This is a genomic window from Exiguobacterium sp. KRL4, from assembly GCF_001870785.1.
Classification (GTDB): Bacteria; Bacillota; Bacilli; order Exiguobacteriales; family Exiguobacteriaceae; genus Exiguobacterium_A.
Map to the genome: position 1 here is coordinate 143,229 of NZ_MOLV01000005.1, position 22,298 is coordinate 165,526.

Annotated in this window: 20 protein-coding genes; 9 read left to right on the forward strand and 11 right to left on the reverse strand. The window is 45.6% G+C overall.

Going from position 1 to position 22,298, the window contains the following annotated elements; translation table 11 throughout:
• Positions 1-99: 99 nt before the first annotated feature.
• Both BLD48_RS05105 and BLD48_RS05110 read right to left on the reverse strand, forming a co-directional pair.
• Positions 100-1,506 carry a YfcC family protein gene (locus tag BLD48_RS05105; protein WP_071499223.1) on the reverse strand — a complete coding sequence of 469 codons (1,407 nt, stop codon included), beginning with the start codon at positions 1,504-1,506 and terminating at the stop codon, positions 100-102.
• 179 nt (positions 1,507-1,685) lie between these two features.
• Positions 1,686-1,967, reverse strand: coding sequence for a putative quinol monooxygenase (locus BLD48_RS05110; RefSeq protein WP_071499224.1), 282 nt, complete (start codon positions 1,965-1,967; stop codon positions 1,686-1,688).
• Between the two features lie 143 nt (positions 1,968-2,110).
• On the opposite strand from BLD48_RS05110, the gene BLD48_RS05115 reads away from it, so the two are divergent.
• The 5 genes from BLD48_RS05115 to BLD48_RS05135 all read left to right on the forward strand — a co-directional run bounded on the left by BLD48_RS05115 (position 2,111) and on the right by BLD48_RS05135 (position 8,384).
• The gene (locus BLD48_RS05115; protein WP_071499225.1) at positions 2,111-2,596 is read left to right on the forward strand and encodes a cupin domain-containing protein; all 486 of its coding nucleotides are present in this window, start codon (positions 2,111-2,113) and stop codon (positions 2,594-2,596) included.
• Positions 2,597-2,691: 95 nt separating this feature from the next.
• Entirely contained in the window at positions 2,692-3,582 is an 891-nt protein-coding gene (locus BLD48_RS05120) for an aldo/keto reductase (protein WP_071499226.1), read from the forward strand.
• A 13-nt stretch (positions 3,583-3,595) separates the two neighbouring features.
• Entirely contained in the window at positions 3,596-4,528 is a 933-nt protein-coding gene (locus BLD48_RS05125) for an aldo/keto reductase (RefSeq protein WP_071499227.1), read from the forward strand.
• Between the two features lie 106 nt (positions 4,529-4,634).
• The gene (locus tag BLD48_RS05130; protein ID WP_071499228.1) at positions 4,635-5,081 is read left to right on the forward strand and encodes an OsmC family protein; all 447 of its coding nucleotides are present in this window, start codon (positions 4,635-4,637) and stop codon (positions 5,079-5,081) included.
• A gap of 144 nt (positions 5,082-5,225) precedes the next feature.
• Positions 5,226-8,384, forward strand: coding sequence for a DUF3427 domain-containing protein (locus BLD48_RS05135; RefSeq protein WP_071499229.1), 3,159 nt, complete (start codon positions 5,226-5,228; stop codon positions 8,382-8,384).
• On the opposite strand, the gene BLD48_RS05140 is transcribed toward BLD48_RS05135, so the two are convergent.
• Complete coding sequence (locus tag BLD48_RS05140; RefSeq protein WP_236629945.1) at positions 8,359-8,808, reverse strand: (deoxy)nucleoside triphosphate pyrophosphohydrolase; 450 nt, start codon at positions 8,806-8,808, stop codon at positions 8,359-8,361. The genes BLD48_RS05135 and BLD48_RS05140 overlap by 26 nt on opposite strands.
• A 335-nt stretch (positions 8,809-9,143) precedes the next feature.
• Between BLD48_RS05140 and BLD48_RS05145 the strand changes: the two genes are divergently transcribed.
• A complete protein-coding gene (locus tag BLD48_RS05145; RefSeq protein WP_071499231.1) occupies positions 9,144-10,331 on the forward strand; it encodes a class I SAM-dependent rRNA methyltransferase in 1,188 nt (395 codons plus the stop codon).
• Positions 10,332-10,442: 111 nt separating this feature from the next.
• On the opposite strand, the gene BLD48_RS05150 is transcribed toward BLD48_RS05145, so the two are convergent.
• Positions 10,443-11,429 (reverse strand): zinc-binding dehydrogenase, encoded by a 987-nt coding sequence (locus tag BLD48_RS05150; RefSeq protein WP_071499232.1) that lies wholly within the window; start codon positions 11,427-11,429, stop codon positions 10,443-10,445.
• Positions 11,430-11,538: 109 nt separating this feature from the next.
• Between BLD48_RS05150 and pepT the strand changes: the two genes are divergently transcribed.
• Complete coding sequence (pepT, locus tag BLD48_RS05155; protein ID WP_071499233.1) at positions 11,539-12,774, forward strand: peptidase T; 1,236 nt, start codon at positions 11,539-11,541, stop codon at positions 12,772-12,774.
• Between the two features lie 45 nt (positions 12,775-12,819).
• On the opposite strand, the gene BLD48_RS05160 is transcribed toward pepT, so the two are convergent.
• The 4 genes from BLD48_RS05160 to BLD48_RS05175 form a co-directional block, all read right to left on the reverse strand.
• Positions 12,820-13,833: a DUF916 domain-containing protein gene (locus BLD48_RS05160; RefSeq protein WP_071499234.1), complete on the reverse strand. Its 1,014-nt coding sequence runs from the start codon at positions 13,831-13,833 to the stop codon at positions 12,820-12,822.
• 23 nt (positions 13,834-13,856) lie between these two features.
• Positions 13,857-14,564 (reverse strand): WxL domain-containing protein, encoded by a 708-nt coding sequence (locus tag BLD48_RS05165; RefSeq protein WP_083412243.1) that lies wholly within the window; start codon positions 14,562-14,564, stop codon positions 13,857-13,859.
• A gap of 19 nt (positions 14,565-14,583) precedes the next feature.
• Positions 14,584-16,044 carry a hypothetical protein gene (locus tag BLD48_RS05170; RefSeq protein ID WP_161487692.1) on the reverse strand — a complete coding sequence of 487 codons (1,461 nt, stop codon included), beginning with the start codon at positions 16,042-16,044 and terminating at the stop codon, positions 14,584-14,586.
• Positions 16,045-16,361: 317 nt separating this feature from the next.
• Entirely contained in the window at positions 16,362-17,234 is an 873-nt protein-coding gene (locus tag BLD48_RS05175; protein WP_071499236.1) for a prohibitin family protein, read from the reverse strand.
• 300 nt (positions 17,235-17,534) lie between these two features.
• On the opposite strand from BLD48_RS05175, the gene BLD48_RS05180 reads away from it, so the two are divergent.
• Complete coding sequence (locus tag BLD48_RS05180) at positions 17,535-19,160, forward strand: ABC-F family ATP-binding cassette domain-containing protein (RefSeq protein ID WP_071499237.1); 1,626 nt, start codon at positions 17,535-17,537, stop codon at positions 19,158-19,160.
• Between the two features lie 87 nt (positions 19,161-19,247).
• Positions 19,248-19,634: an NUDIX domain-containing protein gene (locus tag BLD48_RS05185; RefSeq protein WP_071499238.1), complete on the forward strand. Its 387-nt coding sequence runs from the start codon at positions 19,248-19,250 to the stop codon at positions 19,632-19,634.
• A 65-nt stretch (positions 19,635-19,699) separates the two neighbouring features.
• Here the strand turns inward: BLD48_RS05185 and BLD48_RS05190 are convergent, their stop codons facing one another.
• The 3 genes from BLD48_RS05190 to BLD48_RS05200 all read right to left on the reverse strand — a co-directional run bounded on the left by BLD48_RS05190 (position 19,700) and on the right by BLD48_RS05200 (position 22,264).
• On the reverse strand, positions 19,700-20,158 hold the full coding sequence (locus BLD48_RS05190; RefSeq protein WP_071499239.1) for an SRPBCC family protein: 459 nt from the start codon (positions 20,156-20,158) through the stop codon (positions 19,700-19,702).
• A gap of 103 nt (positions 20,159-20,261) precedes the next feature.
• Positions 20,262-21,209: an ATP-grasp domain-containing protein gene (locus tag BLD48_RS05195; protein WP_071499240.1), complete on the reverse strand. Its 948-nt coding sequence runs from the start codon at positions 21,207-21,209 to the stop codon at positions 20,262-20,264.
• Positions 21,206-22,264, reverse strand: a complete 1,059-nt coding sequence (locus tag BLD48_RS05200) for an LLM class flavin-dependent oxidoreductase (protein WP_071499241.1) — start codon at positions 22,262-22,264, stop codon at positions 21,206-21,208. The genes BLD48_RS05195 and BLD48_RS05200 overlap by 4 nt, the downstream gene beginning before the upstream one ends.
• Positions 22,265-22,298 lie beyond the last annotated feature (34 nt).

Consider the following 22,298-nt stretch of genomic DNA (forward strand, 5'->3'; position numbering starts at 1 on the left):
AAAATCCCCCTTGATTGTCATAACTATCCGTTCGTCGTAGGGATTCCCGTTTCCTGCACACGAAAAACCTTCCGTCCCTTTCGAACGGAAGGTAAAGCTTCATTGAATCCCCAATACAACGGCGAGCAGAAGAGCACCACAGGCGAGCGAAATCCAAATCGCAAACAATTTCCAAACGAACCGTAACCATTTTTCATAAGGAATGCCGGCAATCGCTAAGAATGCCATCAAATGGGCACTCGTCGGAAAAATCATATTCGTCAATCCATCTCCGTACTGAAAGGCTAGCACGGCGACTTGACGCTCAATCCCGAGCAAGTCAGCGAGTGGCGCCATGATTGGCATCGTCGTCGCCGCTTGTCCACTTCCTGATGGAATAAAGAAGTTCGTAATCAGTTGGACGATATACATCCCGATGACAGCAAGTGATGTCGGTAACTGGCCGACGGCGTTCGATAAACCGTAGATGACCGTATCGATGACACGACCATCTTCTAGAATAACGACGATCGCTCGGGCGAATCCAACAATCAAGGCACCAAATGTGACCGCTTTCGCACCATCAATTAAACTCTCAAACGTCCGGTTGACGCCCATCGTCACAATCCCGGCAAGGAGACCAATGATGAGGAATGACGCCGTCAGTTCCGTCAAATACCAACCCCATTCGAAGATCCCGATGACGTTCAGCGTAATGCCGCCGATCAATACGACTAGAACAAACAGATGTTTTTTCGAGAACCGTGAAAAGGTTGTCGTCGTCTCTTCTTTCCGATGTTGTTCCAGATCATGTACAAGACTCTTTGTTGGATCTTTTTTTACTTTTTGCGCATAATTCATCACGTATAGAATCGTGACGACTAAAAAAACAAGATAAACTGCTGTCCGGTAACCCAGTCCGCTAAACAGCGGCACTTCGGCAATCGATTGCGCGACACCGACCGTAAACGGGTTCAACATTCCGCCGGCAAAGCCGACTGCTGCTCCGAGACTGACGATGGCGGCACCGGTCATCGCATCGTATCCAAGTGCACGTGCCAACATGATGCCGATCGGAACGAAGATGATGGTTTCTTCTGCCATCCCAATCGTTGCGCCCGCGACTGAAAAGACGAACATCGTCATTGGAATCATGATGTGTCCCTTTTGACCAAAACGGTTGATCAATTGATTGATGCCGGATTCGATCGCCCCTGTCTGGCGGATGATCCCGAAGACGCCACCGACCAAGAAGATGTAAAAGATGATGGCAGCGCCTGCCTCCATTCCTTTCGGGATTGCTTCAAATAAACCAAATAAGTTGACCGGAGCCGACTCGACCGCACGATAGGTACCGTCAATGACAACGGTTTGTCCGTCCTGTTTTTCCCGATCGAACTGTCCTGCCGGTAATGTATACGTCAAGATGACTGCAATCAGTAAAATCCCCATGATAATCGCGTACGTGTGAGGCATCTTGAAGAAGGAGCGCTCCGAAGCATTTGCCTGTGGTTTCTGTTCGTTCATCCGTTTGCCCCCTGACCTACTTTTAAATTTTGACTCTCTTAAGAGATAATGCCCTATTTATGGAAAAAATAACAGCGTATTTCGTCATTTAATTTTTTTGTAATATATTATTCACTGGTTTTTCTTTTTAGAAACCACAAAAAAACCTGACAGTTGTCAGGTTTTACGAATTTCTCTACTTATGCGTTAAAAGATTGAACATCTAACGGTTTCGCAAGCGCTGTTTGAGCAAATGCTACGAACTGACCGAAATGAGCACTTGTGTTGTGCGACTCGATCGCTGCTTGATCTTCCCATTTCTCGATCATCATGAAGACATTTTCGTCTTCGATGCTTTGAAAGAGATCATAACTGATATTGCCTGCTTCCAGACGTGATCCTTCAATCAATGTTTTAGTAGCTTCTAAAAATTCTTGGCGTTTTGCAGGTTGTACTTCTAATTTTGCTTCAATGGCGATCATTGGAAAGCCTCCTCTAAAATTTCATTAACGCAAGTATCGTAGCACCTTCCCTTTCGATTCTCCATTAAGATGCTTGTACGATTAAGGAAGTTATATTTCGGGTAAAAAAATGTATCATTTTTACAACAGAGAGGAGTTCATCTATGAACGTCGAGACTTTTTATTTCGAGGATGATGGCGAAATCCCAAATAATCCAGAATTCCCTGTACTTATTTATCGCCACGTCTTTGACGATCCTTCTTCCATTGAAGACACCTTTCATTCGCACAATTGGCAGAACAGCTGGGTCGACGGTATTTTTGATTTCCACCATTATCACAGCGTTGCCCATGAGGTCATCGGTATTCTCGAGGGACATGCCAGTATCCAACTCGGTGGACCGCTCGGAAAGACCTTCACCTTGACGGCCGGTGATGTCGTCGTCCTTCCTGCCGGTACGGGACATAAAGCACTGCATACAAGCCGGCAGTTCAAAGTCGTTGGTGCATACCCAAACGGTCAAGACTATGATACGTTGACGGGTGATCCGTGTGAACGGCCGGATAATCTGGAACGGATTTCAAGAGTTGAACGTCCGCAAACAGATCCCGTTTATGGAAAAGAAGGCCCCTTATTTGAACACTGGTAGACACGTTTGCTTTCCGACAATCGGAAGGCAGACGTTTTTTTCTGCTCCATCAGTGGTAAACCCTACTATTGTATTTTTTAAAAGGAGGAAGAAAAATGAATGAGACAGAACGGACCGTCATACTTGCGGCACTTAAACAAAAAACAGTCACGCTTCCGGATCAGACTCACGTACGCGCACTGGGTCAAGGGACATGGCGTATGGGGGAAGATCAAAGTAAACGCCAGGCTGAAATCGAAGCCTTGTCTGTCGGTCTCGACAGCGGGATGGAGCTGATCGATACCGCGGAAATGTACGGGGAAGGGGCATCCGAACAACTGATTCGTGAGGTGCTCAAAGAGCGGCGCGACGAAGTGTTCCTCGTCTCGAAAGTCTACCCGCATAATGCCGGTGGTGAAAAGTTACGCACAGCGTGTGAGCAGACACTTGAAAATCTCGGTACTGATTATTTGGATCTTTATCTATTGCACTGGCGCGGCAGCATTCCGTTGCAGGAAACAGTCGACGGTCTCGAGCAATTAAAGGCAGAAGGTAAAATACGTCGTTGGGGTGTCTCAAACTTTGACGTCTCTGACATGAACGAACTTTTATCACTTCGTAACGGCGATCAATGTGCTGTCAACCAAGTGCTGTATCATCTTGGTTCGCGTGGTATCGAGTATGAGTTGATGCCGCTCTTAAAACAACACGGGATTCCGGTGATGGCCTATTGCCCACTCGCAGAAGGCGGCAGCTTACGGGACCAATTGCTTGATCATCCGACTGTCGAACGTCTTGCGGAAGAACATGGCGTCAAACCGGCACAAATTCTACTTGCCTGGGCGATTCGCAGCGGTGACGTCATCGCAATCCCGAAAGCCGGACAGGTACAACACGTGGAAGAAAACGGGAAATCGGCGCTCGTCGAGTTGACCGACGAAGAATATACAGCACTCGATGAAGCATTCCCGGCACCAACTAAAAAAGAACCACTCGATATCGTTTAAGGAGGAAAAAGTCATGAACAAATCAGTCACTCTTGGAAAATCTAATCTTACCGTCAATCCAATCGGTCTTGGAACGAATGCGGTCGGAGGACACAACCTTTATCCGAATCTCGATGAACAGGCAGGTCGGGATCTTGTCCGCGTCGCTTTGATGAACGGTATTAACTTCTTGGATACCGCCTACATTTATGGTCCGGAACGTTCGGAAGAACTGGTCGGAGAAGTGTGGAGTGAAACGGTTGAGCGTGAAGAGGTCATTCTCGCGACAAAAGGGGCGCATCAACTGGTTGACGGGGATGTTGTCATGAACAACTCACCTGAATTTTTGAAACAATCGGTCGAGGACAGCTTAAAACGTCTACGAACAGACTATATCGATCTCTATTATATTCATTTCCCGGACGAGCAGACGCCAAAAGACGAAGCGGTCGCAGCACTTGCCGAGGTGAAAGCCGAAGGAAAAATCCGAGCGATTGGGGTCTCGAACTTCTCACTCGAACAATTAAAAGAAGCGAACAAAGACGGTCATATCGATGTCTATCAAGGGGAATACAACCTCTTTAAGCGCGATGCCGAAAAAGAGATTCTGCCGTACATCCGGGAACACGGCATTTCGTTTGTCCCTTACTTCCCGCTCGCAGCCGGTCTGCTTGCCGGAAAATACGATGCCGAAACGAAATTTGATGACCTTCGGAAAAATGATCCGTTGTTCCAAGAGGATGTATTTAAAGACAATTTGGCGAAAGTCGACTTATTGCGTCCGATCGCGGAAGCGAAAGATGCCGAAGTGGCCCATATCGTCCTCGCCTGGTATCTGGCACAAGACGGCATTGATGCCATCATTCCAGGTGCGAAACGAGCTGATCAAGTCACGGATACAATCCGAACACTTGATGTAGAATTGACGGAAGAGGAAATCCGCCAGATCGATCACATCTTTAGCTGATCCAACAAAACCACGCCATTTTGACTTGGCGTGGTTTTATTTGAGCAAATTAAGCGAAAATCGGACAGATGACTCGTATGATGAATGAAGAAGGAGGCGATTATTCATGAAACACCATTTTCATCTCACAGCCGACTGGCCCGGCAATCGGAATGATGTCGGACAGATCGAGACAGGTGAACTGAAAACGAAAATTTCGATTCCGGACGCGATGGACGGTCCCGGTGTCGGAACCAATCCGGACGAAATGTTACTCGGTGCGGCAGCAACGTGTTACATCATCACGCTGGCCGCGATGCTTGAACGCAACAACATTCCGAAAGTGTCCCTGACGATGGAATCGGAAGGAATCGTCGACGTCACGAATGGGGTCTTCACCTATGACGCCATCATTCATCGACCGACCTTGATTCTTCCGGCGGACACAACAGAAGCGAACCTGACAAAAGCACGCCGCCTGGCTGAAAAAGCAGAAGGATCGTGTATGATTACACGTGCACTGGCGGGTAATGTGAAGGTTTCGTTAGAGGCGGTTGTGGAGTTGGAAGGCTGAGGATTCTTTTCGATGTATGCTTATACAGTACGACTTCATTTCTTTATTGAAATGAGGTCTTTTATTTTTGATTAGATTCTTGCTGCACAATTTTCAGTTCCTTCGTATACTGAACTTAGTTTGGAATTTATTGGAGGTCATCAGATGTCATCGTTTCAGGAAAAGTTACGCAGTCAAAATACCGAATCTCTATCATCCAGAAAAAGCTCGCCGATTCAACCGGCAGATTATACCGCCGAATTACTGACACATTTAAACGAGCTTTTCTATAAATCGATTGTTGAACTTCAACAAAATCAACTAACCGGAGAAATGATTGAAACCACAAACCGTTGGCTCTCTGCATTAGATGAGCCGCTTTTAGTTGCACCCTTACATCGTGAACTAACATCCTCTACTACTACACCCGTACAATATGAAAAATCATTAAGAGCATGGGACTTAATTGCACCGGGTCAAGAAAATCAGGAAAAACTGTTGCATCATTTAATTGATGAATTAGCGACAGCTCAATCAGCGGATTGGATGGTCAGTTTTACACGACATTCTGGAATTCAAGCTTTGATCCCTTCTCTTCAAGAAGCAGAGCGTATCAATAAGCCAATTCGTATTTTGACTTCATTTTATATGAACATTACAGAAGCTAAGGCATTACGCACCCTGATGCAATTTAAAAATATCGAGATTAAAATTTATGAACCGATCAAAAAAAATCAAGCCTTCCATCCAAAAGCGTATTTATTTACACGGGAAACTGATTTACACAGTGCGATTATCGGTTCATCTAATTTATCAAAGTCTGCTTTAACAAATGGATTAGAATGGAATGTTCGAATTCCCCATTCTCCTCTCACCTCTTTAGTTTCTCAAGCACAAACATTATTTAATAATCTCTGGAACAGTGAAGAAGCGATTTCCTGCACCTCAGCTATTTTAGATCAATATGAACAACATCATTTAGACTCTCCGAAGATCAAACAGTTTGTTGTGAATGATCGAGTCGCAGAACCCTCTGTTGAATACGAAGTGATTCAACCAAATGAAATGCAGCTTCCGGCTTTGGAACAATTACACCGTTTACGATTAAAGCAACAAACTAAAGCCATGGTCATTGCAGCGACCGGCACAGGAAAAACATACCTGGCTGCCTTTGATGTGAAACAATTTGATGCCAAACGTGTTCTGTTCGTTGCCCATCGTGGAAAACTGTTATCTCAAGCGGAAGAAACATTCAAAAAGATTTTCACAGGTGGCGATGCTACTTTTGGTCGTTATCAAGCAAATCAAAAAGATCTTGATAAACAATTTATCTTTGCGACAATCCAAACGTTTTCAAAAGAAATTCATCTGGAGCAATTCGATCCAAACACTTTTGATTACATCATCATCGATGAGTTTCACCATGCTGCTTCCGAGTCTTACCAAAAAATCCTCAACTACTTTACACCGCAATTTTTACTCGGAATTACGGCAACACCGGAACGAATGGACGGATTAAATATCTTTAAGTTAGTGGAGCACAATATTGCATACGAAATTCGATTATATGATGCTCTGGCCCAAGACTTGTTAACACCGTTCCATTACTTTGGTATTCAAGATGATGAAGCCATTGATTACGAAGTCATTCCGCAAAAAAATGGATTATACATTGAAAAAGATTTAGTGGAAGCACTCGAACGTTCTTCCCGGACGGACTATATCCTCGAGATGATGACTAAATTTGGTCACAGCGGTACGGCTCGGGTCGGACTCGGTTTTTGTGTCAATATTGATCATGCCGAATACATGGCTGCTGAGTTTAACAAGCACCAGATCGAGTCACTGGCCATCACGAGTAAACAAACGGAAGCAGAACGGGAACACGCCATTCAACGGCTGGAAGATGATCAGGATCCGCTATCGTTTATCTTTACAGTCGATCTTTTTAATGAAGGTGTCGATATTCCCAAAATTAATGTCATGCTGTTTTTACGTCCAACAGAATCTCCAACCATCTTTATTCAACAACTCGGTCGCGGTTTGCGAAAACATGAATCCAAAGAATACGTCACAATTTTAGATTTCATCGGCAATAGTCAACGAGCTTTTGTAGCACCACTTGTATTATCCGGTCAGCAATCTTTCCATTCAATTGACCGATATCACGTAGCGAATGCTGTTCAAAATCATTTTCCGATCTTGCCTGAAGGATCTTTAGCGATTTTAGACCGTGTGACAGAAACATTTATCATTGAACAAATGAAAAAAATTGAGTTCTCAGCCAGTAAACAGTTGCGTGAAAGTTACCAGCGTCTTATGACTATGATCGGCGACACACCATCATTAAATGATTTGGTCACGCATCCGGATGCTCCGGCCATTGAAACCATTATTCAACAGTGGAAAAGTGTCCTGCGATTAAAACAACTGGAAAAAGTAGCAACCGATGAAGAAGTGGCTCTGTTGCTTAATCCGGACACACGACGTGTGCTTCAACATCTCGAAAGTTGGTTCCCGATCCGTGAACCGTTCAGCTTATTGATGGTTCAATTGCTGTTCAACCAGCAAACTATTTCCGCTGATGATGTCATTCAAGCGACAGCAACCCGCTTTGCAGTTTCACAAGAAGACTTAACACATCGTTTGTCTTTGATTCAGCATTTATTCAATCGCTGGTCTACTTCTTTAAAACATGATCGGATTATTTTGCTCGTTGAATCTGCCGCTGGTGAATATACATTCTCGGAAGAGATGAACCGGATTTTAGCATTGTCACCAGAGTTAGTCGACTATTTGCAGGAGCTGATTCAAGCAGGCCTCCACTCATTTGAACAACTTTCTGGAGGGGAAACCTGGTTGACTAGCACTCAATCGCTGATTTCGAGAATGACCTACAGCCGGGCTGTCATCCAGCGATTATTACAATCTCCAAGCCAGGAAGGTTCATGGCGTGAAGGTGTTGCTCAAGCTGGAAATGATTATGTATTATTCGTTAATTTACACAAAAACGAATCGATTGAAGAACAGTTGAATTACCAAGACTACTTTATCGATAAAAATTATTTCCACTGGCAGTCTCAAAGTATCACTACAGCGAACGGGAAATCCGGTGAACTTTACCGCCATCATGAAGCGCGCGGAATCAAAGTTCATCTCTTTATCCGAAAAGCTGAAAAGGAACAAGGTCGCTCCCTGCCCTTTACGTATTTTGGTGAACTACTTCATAGGAGCAGCCACGGATCTAAACCGATTAATGTAGAGTGGACTTTAAAAGAGCCTTTAACTAGCGAAGAATTTATTTCGTGGAAAAAGCTTTCATAATTTTTTCAACAGCTGGCACATCAGCCGGCGCCCAGTTTAAAGAATCCAACTGTTTGACGGGTACCCATCGTAATTCGGCATGTTCCAGTGCTTCAGGTGCACCTGATACAATCGTTGATTGAAAAGTCGATAACTCGACAATCACTTTTTCGTATTCGTATCGTGTCGTTTCGATGTGCGCGTCCACTTGAATGGTACAATTTAATTCTTCCTGAATTTCGCGGAAAAGTGATTCTTCAGGACGTTCACCCGGTTCAATTTTTCCACCCGGAAACTCCCAAAGGTTCGGTAACGACATGACAGGGCTGCGAAGAGCACACAGGACTTCATCTTTTGAATTAATAACTACTGCACCTACAACAGAAATTGTTTTTTTGAACATTACGCTCATCCTTTCTTTGACGAATTTATTTTCATTATGCATCTGCTAAGCAAGTAACGTAAATCCAACAACGTTCTTATTCGTGAAAAAAACTCACTCATTTCATGCGACTCCTACAGGAAAAAGCGCAGGGATCTGCGCTGTCAGAGACAAACAAGACCCGGCTCTCGATTCATTCGAATCGGGAGCTCTGGCTTGTGTCTCGCCTGAGGAAAGCGCATGAAGAAGAAGTGAGTTTTTTATCTTTCTCTTAAAGTTATCCACAAAATATAAGATATTTTGCTTGATCTTCTTTTAATCCAAATTATCCACATGTGGATAACTTCCCCTGTGGTATAATAACTGAACTTATCCACAATACGAAATGAGGAACTTATGTGCCACGTGAAATCTATCCGGTCGTCGTCAAAGCGACGGCCATCGAACAAATTAAAAATGGACAACCGCTTCTATATAAAGAGCTGTTCCAAAAGAGTAATCATTTAAAAGAAGCAGGCGCGTTGCTTCGATTGATTACAGAAGATAAAGAATACCTTGCGACCGGTTATTTTGGCAAGCAGGAAAAAGGACTCGGTTGGTTACTCTCCACTGATGAACTGCAAGACATCGATGATCTTTTCTTCAAAGAAAAAATCGAGGTTGCCCTCGATCGTCGAAATGCTTTTTTTGAGAACGATTTAATCGATACATTCCGTGTCTTTAATGGCTCCGGTGATGGCATCGGTGGACTGACGATTGATTGTTTTGATCACCATTACTTGATTACATTCGAGAATGAAGGCATCTATTCGTTTAAGTCAGACATCGTCTCGGCGCTCGAGTCACTCATTCATTTTAAGAGCATTTACGAAAAACGAACGTTCCAGATCGATGGTCAACCCGTTAAAGGGGATGACTTCCTAGCCGGCGAACGCGGTGATTTCCCGGAAGTCCTGCAAGAAAACGGACTACCGTTGCTGTATCATCTAGATGCCGGTATGCGCACCGGACTCGATATCCAGCAACGCGAACTTCGTTCTATCGTTAAGGAACATGCCGCAGACCGACGTGTCTTGAATCTCTTTTCTGATACCGGTACGTTAACGGCAGCTGCATTAATTGGTGGTGCAGTTGAGACGACAAGCGTCGATTTCTCGACCCGGAGCCGCAATAAGACGATCGAACAACTGGAGCTGCATCAACTGGATTCGGCGACACAAACGATTCTTGTCCAAGATGCGTTTGATTACATTGATCAAGCGGACAAAAAAACACGGTTTGACTTTGTCATCGTTCATCCACCGGCGCTCGTCAAAACACAGGCACGTCATTTCCGGGCCGAAGTCGATTTGACGGCATTGATTCAACAGACGATTCATATGACCCATCGTGGCGGCTTGTTGCTCGTGACGACGGATTGTCCGCTATTTGATCAAGTTCGGTTTATGAAGATGGTCGACCAAGCCTTCAAAAAGCTTCGCCAAACGTACGAAATCATTTGGGAAAGTACGTCGTTACCTGATTTTCCGGAACACCCTTCTTTAAAAGAAGTCGCGTTAAAATCGGTTTTAGTCCGCCGTAAATAATCAATAATCCAACGATTCTGCTGATGAAAAAACCATCAGCAGATTTTTTTTTGGGATTAAAAGGAAAAGTATACTGAATAGCGAATCATTACTCTTAGGAAAAATAACTACTCACGTAGTGATACTTACTTTTCCAAAATGCGACTGTCGATCAAAAGCTTGATAGGCAGCATTTAATGCATCGACCTGACGAGGCACGTGCTCTTCGATCACGAGTTCGATGACTCCGTCTGCTACGAGTTGCGCGACTTCTGCCAAATGCTTTTTTTGACGTAACATCTCTTCCTCTTTCCCTTTCAGTAATGGAAGAGCAACAAACACGGCTTCGAGCGTTAGTGCCTTGCTGTGCATCGGCGTCAAATCTTGTGTCGTCCGGGTTGCGATAGAGATGATTTTTCCGCGTTCTTTTGCGAGGATGAAGGACTCTTGCAAATGATCTCCTCCGACCGTATCGATGATGACATCAAATCCGTCATGACCAAGACGTTTTAAAAGTTGTTCGGCTGATTCGTCCCGGTAACGGTGTGGACGAATGCCATGTTCGTCCAGCCACGTTGCTTTTTCATCATTTGCCGCACTTGCCGTCACGTCACACCCATAGTGTTTGGCGAGTTGTCCGACAAGATGTCCGACACCACCTGTTCCACCAGCTACATACAATCGCATGGCCGGCTGAACGTTTGCCCGTTCCTTCAGTGCTTCCATCGCCGTCAGACTGATGACCGGCAGACACCCTGCCGTCGCAATATCAAGATTTTCTGGTCTGTGTACCGCCATCTGTTCCGGAACTAACATCTCATCTGCCAGTGCACCGGACCGGTTTCCGAGTCCACCACCAAACGCGATGACGTGATCGCCGACGGAAAAAGACGTCACACTCTCTCCGATTTCAATGATTGTCCCCGTAACATCTCCCTGGAGAATTCCAGTTGACGGAGCTGCCGCCACATGACCAAAAAACATTTTTGTGTCCAGTGGATTCAAGCTCGTGCCCTTCACTTTAATCTTCAAATCATAGTTCCCCGTTTGATCGAGTGTGACGTCTTTTTCTGTTAGTGTAGCGTCTTTTCCATACTGTTCCACGACAAATGCTTTCATGCAAAGCTCCCCCTTTTTGAACCCTTAGTTTACCACGGCTCAGAATACTCTAACCTTCCTGCTTCATGATATGATGAAACTACCTTAACTCAGAAAGGACGTTTTTTCTTTGAAACATGATTTGATTCGTCGTTTGACTACATATGCGAAAATCGATACACAGTCTGACTACGCAAGTACGACCGTTCCGACAACAGACGGGCAATGGACACTCGCACGACTACTGGTTGATGAACTGAACGATATTGGCATGAGTGATGTGACCGTCGATGCCAATGGATATGTCATGGCGACCCTTCCTGCAAATACCGATGCGGACATTCCGACAATCGGATTTTTAGCCCACCTGGATACGGCGACTGATTTCACGGGAACAAACGTCAATCCGCAAATCGTCGAAGGATATGATGGAGAAGACCTTGTACTCAACGCAACGCTTCCTGTCATCCTGTCACCAAAGGATTTCCCAGCACTTAAAAACTATGTCGGACATACACTGATGACGACAGACGGGACAACTTTGCTTGGTGCAGATAATAAAGCCGGCATCGCCGAAATCATGACAGCGATGCATCACCTTATCACCCATCCGGAAATCGAACACGGTCGGATTCGTGTCGCTTTTACACCGGATGAAGAAATCGGTCGTGGTCCCCACCATTTTGATGTCGCGGCCTTTGATGCGAAGTTTGCGTATACAGTCGACGGTGGTCCACTCGGCGAACTCGAATATGAAAGCTTTAACGCCGCTGCGGCAGAAATCGTTTTCCATGGCACGAACGTCCACCCAGGGACGGCGAAAGACAAGATGGTCAATTCGCAAAAACACGCGATGGCTTTCCAAAACCGGTTACCGGGTGACGAAGCTCCTGAATTTACGGATGGTTTCGAAGGATTCTACCATTTGATTTCGTTTGAAGGATCGGTCGAAAAAACGACGGTCCAGTACATCATCCGTGATTTTGACCGGACGAAGTTCGAAGCCCGGAAACACTTCCTGACGGCTTTAGTCGAAGAATGGAACAAGAAATATGGAGCGGGAAGCGTTGAACTGGAGCTAAACGACCAATACTACAACATGCGTGAAAAAATCGAGCCGCACATGGAAATCGTTGATATCGCACATGCGGCGATGGAGTCACGTGGTATCACACCTATTATCAAACCAATCCGTGGCGGGACGGACGGTTCGCAACTGTCGTACATGGGACTTCCGACACCAAACATCTTCACGGGTGGCGAAAACTACCACGGAAAGTTTGAATTCATTTCCGTCGACAATATGGTGAAAGCAACGGAAGTCGTTGTGGCAATTGCTGAACGATTCGCCCAGTCAAGTAAATAAGACGGTATAACGAAAGCAGATTCTCGCTATGAGAACCTGCTTTTTTCATGACGTATGCTGTTGTTTCTTCAATCGATAGATATATCCGAGTAAGAGAAAAATGATCAACGTTGAGGCAACCATTAATTCCTTGGACCATTCTCCAATGAAAGAATTCGGATTTTTTTCGATTTTCGGAATCTTCTCTTCCATTTGTTTGACTTGTTTTTTCGTCACTTTAAATTCATCATTCCATTTCCACGTCCGTTCCTTCCCTTCGACAAGAACAGCCATTTGATACGTACCTGCTTGTAAAATACCCATTGTTTCAATGGGTACCGTCATATAGGTCGATGGTGCAAATCGTACCTCCATTGTTTTACGGACGACGACCTTTTTATTTTTCGTCACCACCGCTTCAAACTTCATCGGCTGCGTAATAGTAGGTGTTTGGTTTGCAAGCTTCACCAAAACATTCGGACGCGTCAGATACGATTTGGTTTGTACTCCTTCATAGGTTAATTCGGGAGAAAGATCTTTAATTTCAGAACGCACTTTCAATCCGATAATATAGGCGTGCCGGTTTTGAATTCCAATCGTATCTTTTTTTGTATCCCCTTCACTAAATTTTTTCTCGACCCGAATTCCTGCAAGAACCGTTCCGGTCAATTTATTTGGAATTCGCAACGGAAGCGATACTACTTTGGATTCCCCACCCTTGATGAAGGTCGATTGTGTAGCCGGTCGAATCATCTCTGTTAAAGATATGGGAGCCAATGCGAGCTGTTTTTTCTGCTCGTAAACAATCAATCCGTTTCCATTTGTCGTTGCATTCCGGACAGATGTTAAAAACGTTTGATCATATGAACTATGGTTATAGATCCGAATTCGAACATCCGTTTTTTGATTGGCTGCCATTCGTAAATCAAAGTACGTGACACCCGAGTCGACTTGAAATTTGTTTGGTATCGCTTCAATTGAAAAATTGATATGTTCATCTGCTTTGGCAAAAGATGGATTCCCTGCATTGATGAACAGATACAATATAGCAGCAAGACTAGTGATGCCCCATTTTTTCATCTCTACTCCCCCTTGATTCCGAATCAATTCACGACGTCAGAGAGAACCCATTCAAGAGTAGCCGTGTGTGTTCCTTCAACTTGTGTATTGATTGGAACATCTAGCGAGATACGGGTATTAGGAGCTTGTCCTACCAAGTCTCCTGGCCAGTAAACGAGCCATGTCGAGAACGTACCGGCAGCTGAAGATAAAATCGATGTACCGTCTGTTGCGCCTGCTTCTAATACAACATCTTGAGTAGTCGGTGCCTGAATGTCAGTTAATACAATCGCTGATTTAACAATCCCGTTTTTGATGGATAGTTTCGCTCCTGCTAAAGAATCATCTGATGTTTGTGAGTTTGTAAATTTGCCCAGCTTCACTTTCACGTCCCACTTGGAACGAATTGCGCGTCGATCGGTTACTTGCAGGAACGGTTTTTTATCCAGCGCTTGATAGACGGCTGAATTGGTCGCACGTGATTCGTGCGAACCGAAATTAAAATTTGGTGCATAGTCAAGAGTAAGGGGACCCGTATTTCCTGTCGGATTGTTTCCTCCATCGCCGGCAGGATCATAAGGTTTTGTTGGATCTGGAGTTTCAGGATCGACGATAACGGGTGCTGTATTTGTCGTAAAAGTAATGGTCGCCTTCGAGTTTCCTGTCGACGTCGTAGCAGCGAATGCAGAAGTCGTTCCAAGCAATAAAACTGTACTCATCAATACCGAGGTTGCAACAAACCGTTTTTTCATCTAAATTTCCTCCTCCTTGTTAAGGCGCATTGACTAAACTCCATTGAATATCTGTACTATATGTTGAAGGTGTAGCGTATTTTCCAGTCAAATCTAAAATAATTCCTTCTTCTTTGGCATAGGTGAGAGGCGATTGATTCTGGTTTGTCGTCATTTGTCCGGCTGCGATTTCAATCTCTGCCGCTTGAAGCAGCTGCTTTTTCGTCGCCGTCTTGAAATATAAGACATCTTTAAGGACATCCCCTTCCGTGCTGGTCAATGGACGGGTCAGACTGGCTTGTAACCGCCAGTTATATCCTGCTGCATTTTCATGCGCGATTAAAATCGTCATTGCTTCAAGTCGCGAAATGACAGTTTCCCGTCCCGTTAACTCGTGACTTCCAAAATCGAGCGTCGATGGAACAGTCAGACTGAACGTCGGACCGATTCCGAGTGTCGCCGTTGCGGTATTGCCACTTAATACATTTAAATCAATCAAACCGTCGACTAAAGCACTTTTGAAGGTATAGGTTTTATCTAGACCAACCGGTAATTGCCCGACTTTAAACGATAATATGAAACGATCATTACTTAGTAAAGATAGTTTTAGTAAGGAACTGACATCGGCGTAAATTTGATTAGTGGTTCGATCAATTACCGGTACCACATCGACCGTTCGTGTTCCGATTCCTAACAATCCGCTATATCGATACTGGAGTTGAACTGAATTCGCTTCAATGCTCTGCATCACCTCGGGTGGCAACCGAAAGGTGATATAGCCACTCGATAAGTTAGCGTTCAGTAAGCTCGAAACATCATTGACGAGTTGAATCGTTTTCGTAGTGGCATTATACGTAACACTCAAGCTGGAATTTCCGAGCACAGCGATACCGGCAAGACGAGGGGTTACCGCTTGTCGCTTTGCTACTGGCTCTTTTTTTGTTGCTTTAGGTACCGGCAGTTCTTCCGGCGAGGTTTCCTTTTTTTCTACAGGAGAATCCTTCTGTTGTTCATTCGATTTTTCTTCTGTTGATGAAGGTGGAGCGATTGGAGATTCTTCCTCTTCAGAAAGAGGGGAATCAGAATTTTCGGAATCAGAGTTTGCTGGAGTATCGTCCTCGGATGCTGGTATATCTGGAGGCATCGGGTTTTCAGTCCCGGATGTGGATGGTTCTGGGGTCGTCGGGGTGTCGCTCTCAGGTGTGGGTGAAGTCACGGACTCGTCCTTCTCTGGATCTGCTGGTGAGATTACTTCTTCATTTGGTTCCTCTTGTTCTTCCGGAGATGTCTTGTCCGGAACGGCTGTTTCATCTTCTTGATCCGCCTCTTTTAATTCTGCTTCTTCCAGTACTACTTCGCATGCTTTCAGTTTTTCTAAAAGAAGAGGATTATCAGACGCGTCCGTCTCCTTTTCCATTTCTTCTAAGAAATTTTTGCACAGTTCAACCGTTAATGGTTCTTCTGACTCAGTCTGATTCGTGACAGCTCGGCTCGAATTCACAGGTAAAAGTAATGAACAGAGAAAAATCATGAGGATGATGAGATTCGGGGAACGATTTCTATACATATATCTTTTTCCCTCCCATTGACCTATTTCAATAGACCTAGTACATAGTAACGTTTATTTCCTTCAAAACAGGTAAATAAACTAATTAATGGGTATTTTAAAAAGGTACTTTACAGATTTTTTTCTTGAAATATGATTTTAAGCGTCTTCCACTTAACTTTTTACTTTATTTTACTTTTTCAGAATTACAGTTTCCTTTTAAATTTTCAGCAAAAAAAATACGCCTTTCGATCGAAAGACGTACCCATTTCTTACTTTTCTTCTGTTGTTGTTTGCTGATCCGGAATCGGCAATTGAACCATGCTACCGGATCCACTGACGAGCGGTGATTTTCCGTCCCATTTCTTGACAGCTTCGTATTGGATCATCTCTTCCGTCAATGTCTTCTGCAATTCTTTTTGGGCTTTGGCGAGTCCTTGGGCTTCGATCAGTCGAGCATCTGCCGCACCCTTCGCTTCGACTCGCAGACGTTCCGCTTCTGCTTTCGCAATCGCAAGATCCGTTTTCTTTTTATCGAGTTCTTGCGAGGCTTTGACACGCGCATCGATCGCTTCCTGTGTTTTCGCGTCCGGTTTCGGTGCACCGAGTGCGACGTCCTCGATGATGAATCCGATTTTTTTGACGTCTTCCGCAAACTGTGTCTGAATGCTTGTCGAGACGTTTCCAGACTGCTCCCCGAACAATTCGAGGACCGTTACTTTTGAAATTTGTTCACGTGATGCATCGTAGAGGCGTTGTTTCAAATAACCTGCAGCGATCTCGTCAATCTCGATTGGACCAAATTTATTGAAGACTTCCGTCACTTGATCCGGTGAAACAGAAAAACTATACGTAAAGTCGACGACGATGTTTTTTCCGTCCTTTGTCGCGAGTGTCATGTTATCCAGTGCTTTCGTCTGGGTCCGGATTGGATACTCCGTGACACGCGTGATCGGTGACACGATATGCCACCCTTGTGACAGCGTCTCATCCTGGACACCGCTTGACGGTTTGTAGACGACACCGACTTGCCCCGGTTCAATCTGTTCGATGATGAACGGTGTCATCGCAAGAAGGGCGACGACGATCACACCCGCGATGATCATCGACGGTCTGATACGTTTCTTTGGCTTGATTTCTCTCATTTGGAATCCCCTTTATCGATTTTGTCTTGGATATACTTATACAGTTCAATCGCAAGTAAGACGATGAGTGCAAACAACAGCAAGGTGAAAAGTGCTGCCATGACGTCCTCCTCCTTCGTAAACTTTCTATCTATTCTTACGCCTCAGATTGGAAAATGTTTCATTTTTTAAAAAGCGAGGTTGCTAATTTGGTGAATCCGGTCTAAGATGTAAAGAACTTTGTCCTTGAAACGAGACGTATCATTTTGTGGTACACTCGTAACAGCACATCACACACTAGAAACGAGGGTTCATCTCTATATGATTACAGTACAAAACGTCGGTCTCCGCTTTGCGGACCGCAAATTATTCGAAGACGTCAACATCAAGTTCACACCAGGTAATTGTTACGGTCTCATCGGCGCAAACGGTGCCGGTAAATCAACGTTCCTTAAAATTCTTGCAGGCGATATCGAAGCGCAACAAGGAGACGTCATCATCACACCGGGCGAACGTCTTGGTGTCCTTCGTCAGAACCATTATGAATATGAAGAGTTCCAAGTCATCGAAACGGTCATGATGGGACATAAACGTCTATATGAAGTCATGAAAGAAAAAGATGCGATTTATATGAAAGAAAACTTCTCGGACGAAGACGGCATGCGTGCCGCTGAGCTCGAAGGTGAGTTCGCAGAAATGAACGGATGGGAAGCAGAGTCGGAAGCGGCGATGCTCTTACAAGGTCTTGGAATCAAAGAAAACTTGCACACAAAAACGATGGCCGAATTAACCGGTGGCGAGAAAGTCAAAGTCTTGCTTGCCCAAGCCTTATTCGGTAAACCGGACATCCTGTTACTCGATGAGCCTACCAACGGTCTTGATTTGAAAGCCGTCAAATGGCTCGAAGAATTCTTGATTGGTTTTGAGAACACGGTCATCGTCATTTCCCATGATCGTCACTTCCTCAACAACGTGTGTACGCACATGGCCGATCTCGACTACGGAAAAATCCAACTCTATATCGGAAACTATGATTTCTGGTACGAGTCAAGTCAGCTCGCTTCACGTATGGCAGGCGACCAAAACAAGAAAAAAGAAGAAAAAATCAAAGAACTTCAAGCCTTCATCGCCCGTTTCAGCTCGAACGCCTCAAAAGCGAAACAAGCGACATCACGGAAGAAGTTGCTCGATAAGATCACACTCGATGATATCCGTCCATCGTCACGCCGTTATCCGTTCGTCGGTTTTACGCCGGAACGTGAAATCGGAAATGATCTGTTGATCGTCGATGGTATCTCGAAGACGATCGATGGTGTCAAAGTCCTCGACAATGTCCGTTTCTCATTAAACAAAACAGATAAAGTCGTCTTTATCAGCCAAAATGACATTGCGATCACGACACTCTTTAAAATCCTCATGGGTGAAGTCGAAGCAGACAGCGGCACATTCAAATGGGGCGTCACGACGTCACAATCGTATCTGCCAAAAGATAACTCTGCTTTCTTCGAAGGCTCGGACAAAACGATTCTCGACTGGTTACGCCAGTATTCGCCAGCCGATGAGAGCGACACGTTCCTTCGTGGTTTCCTCGGTCGGATGCTCTTCTCAGGCGAAGAAGTCATGAAAAAAGCCTCTGTTTTATCCGGGGGAGAGAAAGTCCGTTGTATGTTATCAAAAGCGATGCTCAGCGGCTCAAATGTTCTTGTTCTCGACGATCCGACGAATCACTTGGATCTTGAATCGATCACAGCACTCAACGATGGCTTGATCGCTTATAAAGGCGCGATGCTGTTCAGCTCGCATGACCATCAGTTCGTTGAAACGATTGCAAACCGGATCATCGAATTGACACCAAACGGTATCGTCGACAAAGAAACGACGTATGATGAATACCTCAACAACGACTCTGTCCAACAACAATTAACAACGTTGTACGCGACGAACTAAGCACCGGAGAGACCTGTCCTAGCGGATTGGGTCTCTTTTTTTGTAAACTGAAGGTATCATCCATTACGACTGGAGGAGGACACTGATTTGAAAAAACGTCATCGTGCCTGTGGAGTCTTGATTGAGAACGGTCGGATTCTGATGGTCCGGCTTGAGACGAACGACCGAAGTTTCTGGACGTTACCCGGTGGAGGACTCGAAGCCAATGAAACCTTCGAACACGCCGTCATTCGGGAGTTCCAAGAAGAAGTGAATCTCGCCATCCGCATCATCAAACCTCTTTACTCAGAGACTAACTCAAGAGGACAAGAAATCTGCTTTCTAGTCAGACAAATCGATTCATCCGAACCGGTTTTAGGGTATGATCCAGAGCGCACGGAGGTAGACCAAGTTCTGACCGAAGTGAAGTGGAGTCCACTTTCGGAGATGAACGCCGATCGACAAGTCGCAAAATTTTTAACTGCTTTAGGATAAGACCTCCTCTTTTTTTGAATCAAAACGAAAGGCATCTGCTCCAGTCGAGTAGATGCCTTTGTCGATTATGCACGCAGGTGACTCGCCTCTTCTTCCACACGACGGAGTAACCCTTGCACGATTTTTTCCGTCTCCCGTTCGCCTCCGAGTGACAACAGACTTCGGCCGACAAAGTTGGCGCCTTCGTTTTTTCCGGTATAAATCAGCTGACAGCTCGTTTCGTCGAGCCGTTTCAGTGTAAACGTCATCTCGAGCTGAAAGATTTTCGCAAGCGTAAAGCCAATCGTGTTTTGTTTAAAGTCCGGTTCGCTTGTATAGGCAAGATCCGTCACGATGTACGTCTCTAACCGGTTCCCCTGCATATACGTTTGCCGGTACGTCGAACCGACGACTTCCGGTTTGCGCTCAATCACTTCGTGCTGGACGACACCCGGAATCAGGCGTTGCAGCCGATCATGATCGAATAGATGCCAAGCCTGTTCGATTGGAACGTCGAGGACTTTTTCTTCGTGCCACGTTACCATCCCAAAACCTCCTTTTGTTAAAAAATACCCTGATGTGTGTAGTTCTAACTTCAGACTACGTCACATGCAGGGTATTTGGCTCATTTTAATCGGTAGAAAATATTTATTTTACGGTTTGACGTTCAAGTGCAGCACCGAGGAACTTCGCGAGCTCCAACATCCCGAACTTACCGGCGGCCGCTTCCGCATCCGAGTTGTAGTTCGTGTTCGTGTTGACGTCATACGTATAGATCGTTCCATCCGCATCCTTGATGAATTCGATCCCGGCGACAGCAATCTGATTCGCTTGCAGGAAGGCTTCGTACTTTTGAATGATTGGATCATCAAATCCGTCAACGACTTTAAATTTCATCGGTGTTTGCGGGGTTTCTTCCCCGACCGGGCAGAATAAGTCATCGATCACACAGGCATCCGCCGGGCACAGTTCAAAGCCTTCTGATGTATCGACTTGGACAGCGTAAACAAACTTCCCGCCGACGAACTCACAGCGCGTGATATACGGTTCCGGTGCCTGGATATACTCTTGAATCAGGGTGATCCCGTCGACCGGTTCATCAAACGTTGGTCCATCAAGATATGTCTCAAGTGCTTCGATCGAATGGAACAACTGGACACCAAGTCCTTTTCCGGCGCGGTTGTGTTTTGTGATGAACGAAGATACGCCGATATTTTTCGCCGCTTCGACAATCTGATCACGACCGACGGCAGCCGTCGTCTTCGGAACACGGATACCGGCTTTTCGAAGAGCCGTATATTGATTGATTTTACTGACTTCCAGTCGCAACGCACGTGTTCCGTTGAAGACGGTCCGGTCGTGTTCCTCGAGCCATGCAAGTACCCCTTCCGTCAGTTCCGGTGCGTAACGGTGACCGCGCGTATGCGAAGATGCACTCATCCGGCTGTAAAAGACACCGAACGGCGGGACTTCATCAAGCGGGACTTGTCCTTCGTCGAGATGCCACTGTTCATACGGCAACTCCAGTTCCTCGAGTCGTTTGATCAGATGATCCGTCCATTCCTGGTTTTCGTGTAAGATATGAATTTTTGTCATTTGGTTTGACCTACCTTTCGTTTTTCTTCGACGAGCGGCATGACGTCGCGCGCGAAGCGTTCCATTTCTTCCAGTTGCGGTGAGAACTGCAGGAGCAAAAGGCTGACTCCGACTTCTTCAAAGGCAAGAATCCGCTCGGCAATCTGTTCCGGTGTTCCAATTAAATCAGGACGGAGTCCACGGTTCGAGACCGAATAGTCATTCCGCTTCACCTGTTGTTCGAGTTGCGATTTGCTGACGAAGTCGTCGTATCCTGCGTATCCAGCACTGTCTTCTTTGACGTCCGTGATCCGTTGCCATTCTTGAACGGCCTCTTCCTCCGTATCGCGGCAGATGATATAAGCAGCCAGTCCAAAACTTTCAAGCGGCGGCTGTCCTGTTGCATGTCGACGCGCTTTCATATCCTCAATCTTGACGGCCACTTCTTCCACCGTTCCGCCGTGCATGACATAGGCATCACAATGATTGACGATGGTTTGTTTGCCGGCTTCACTTTCCCCACCTGCGTACAACTTGATGCCCGGTCGTTGAACCGGCTTCGGATGCAGTTGTGTCTGCTCGAGCGTATAGTAGTTCCCGTCGAAGCTGTACGGTGAGGCATCTGCCCATAATCCTTTCATGATCGTGACAAACTCTTCCGTCCGCGCATACCGTTCGTCATGGGCCGTGAAGATCCCGTTGTATTGCCGCGCTTCTTCTTCCCACCAAGCAGAGACGACGTTCAGTGTAAAGCGTCCGTTGCTAAGTTGGTCGATGTTTGCTGCCATCTTCGCGGTCGTCGCCGGATTATGGAACCCGGGACGGACAGCCGTCATGATTTCCAGTCGTTCCGTCGTCGCGGCAATTGCAGCTGCCGTCGTCCATGCTTCTAAGCTTGGTGCTTCAAGCCCTTTAATGTCATTTAAGTTCAATTCCGCAATCAGCGTCGTCGAAAACCCGATTTGCTCTGCTGTTTGCGCGACCTGTTTGGCATAGTCGAACGTCGCCGGCATCTGTTCGTCCTCGACGTTTCGTAACCACCCTCCAAAAATCGGTAACCAAAATCCATACTCCATCCGTTATGTCCCCCTTATTAAAAAATCGCTCTTC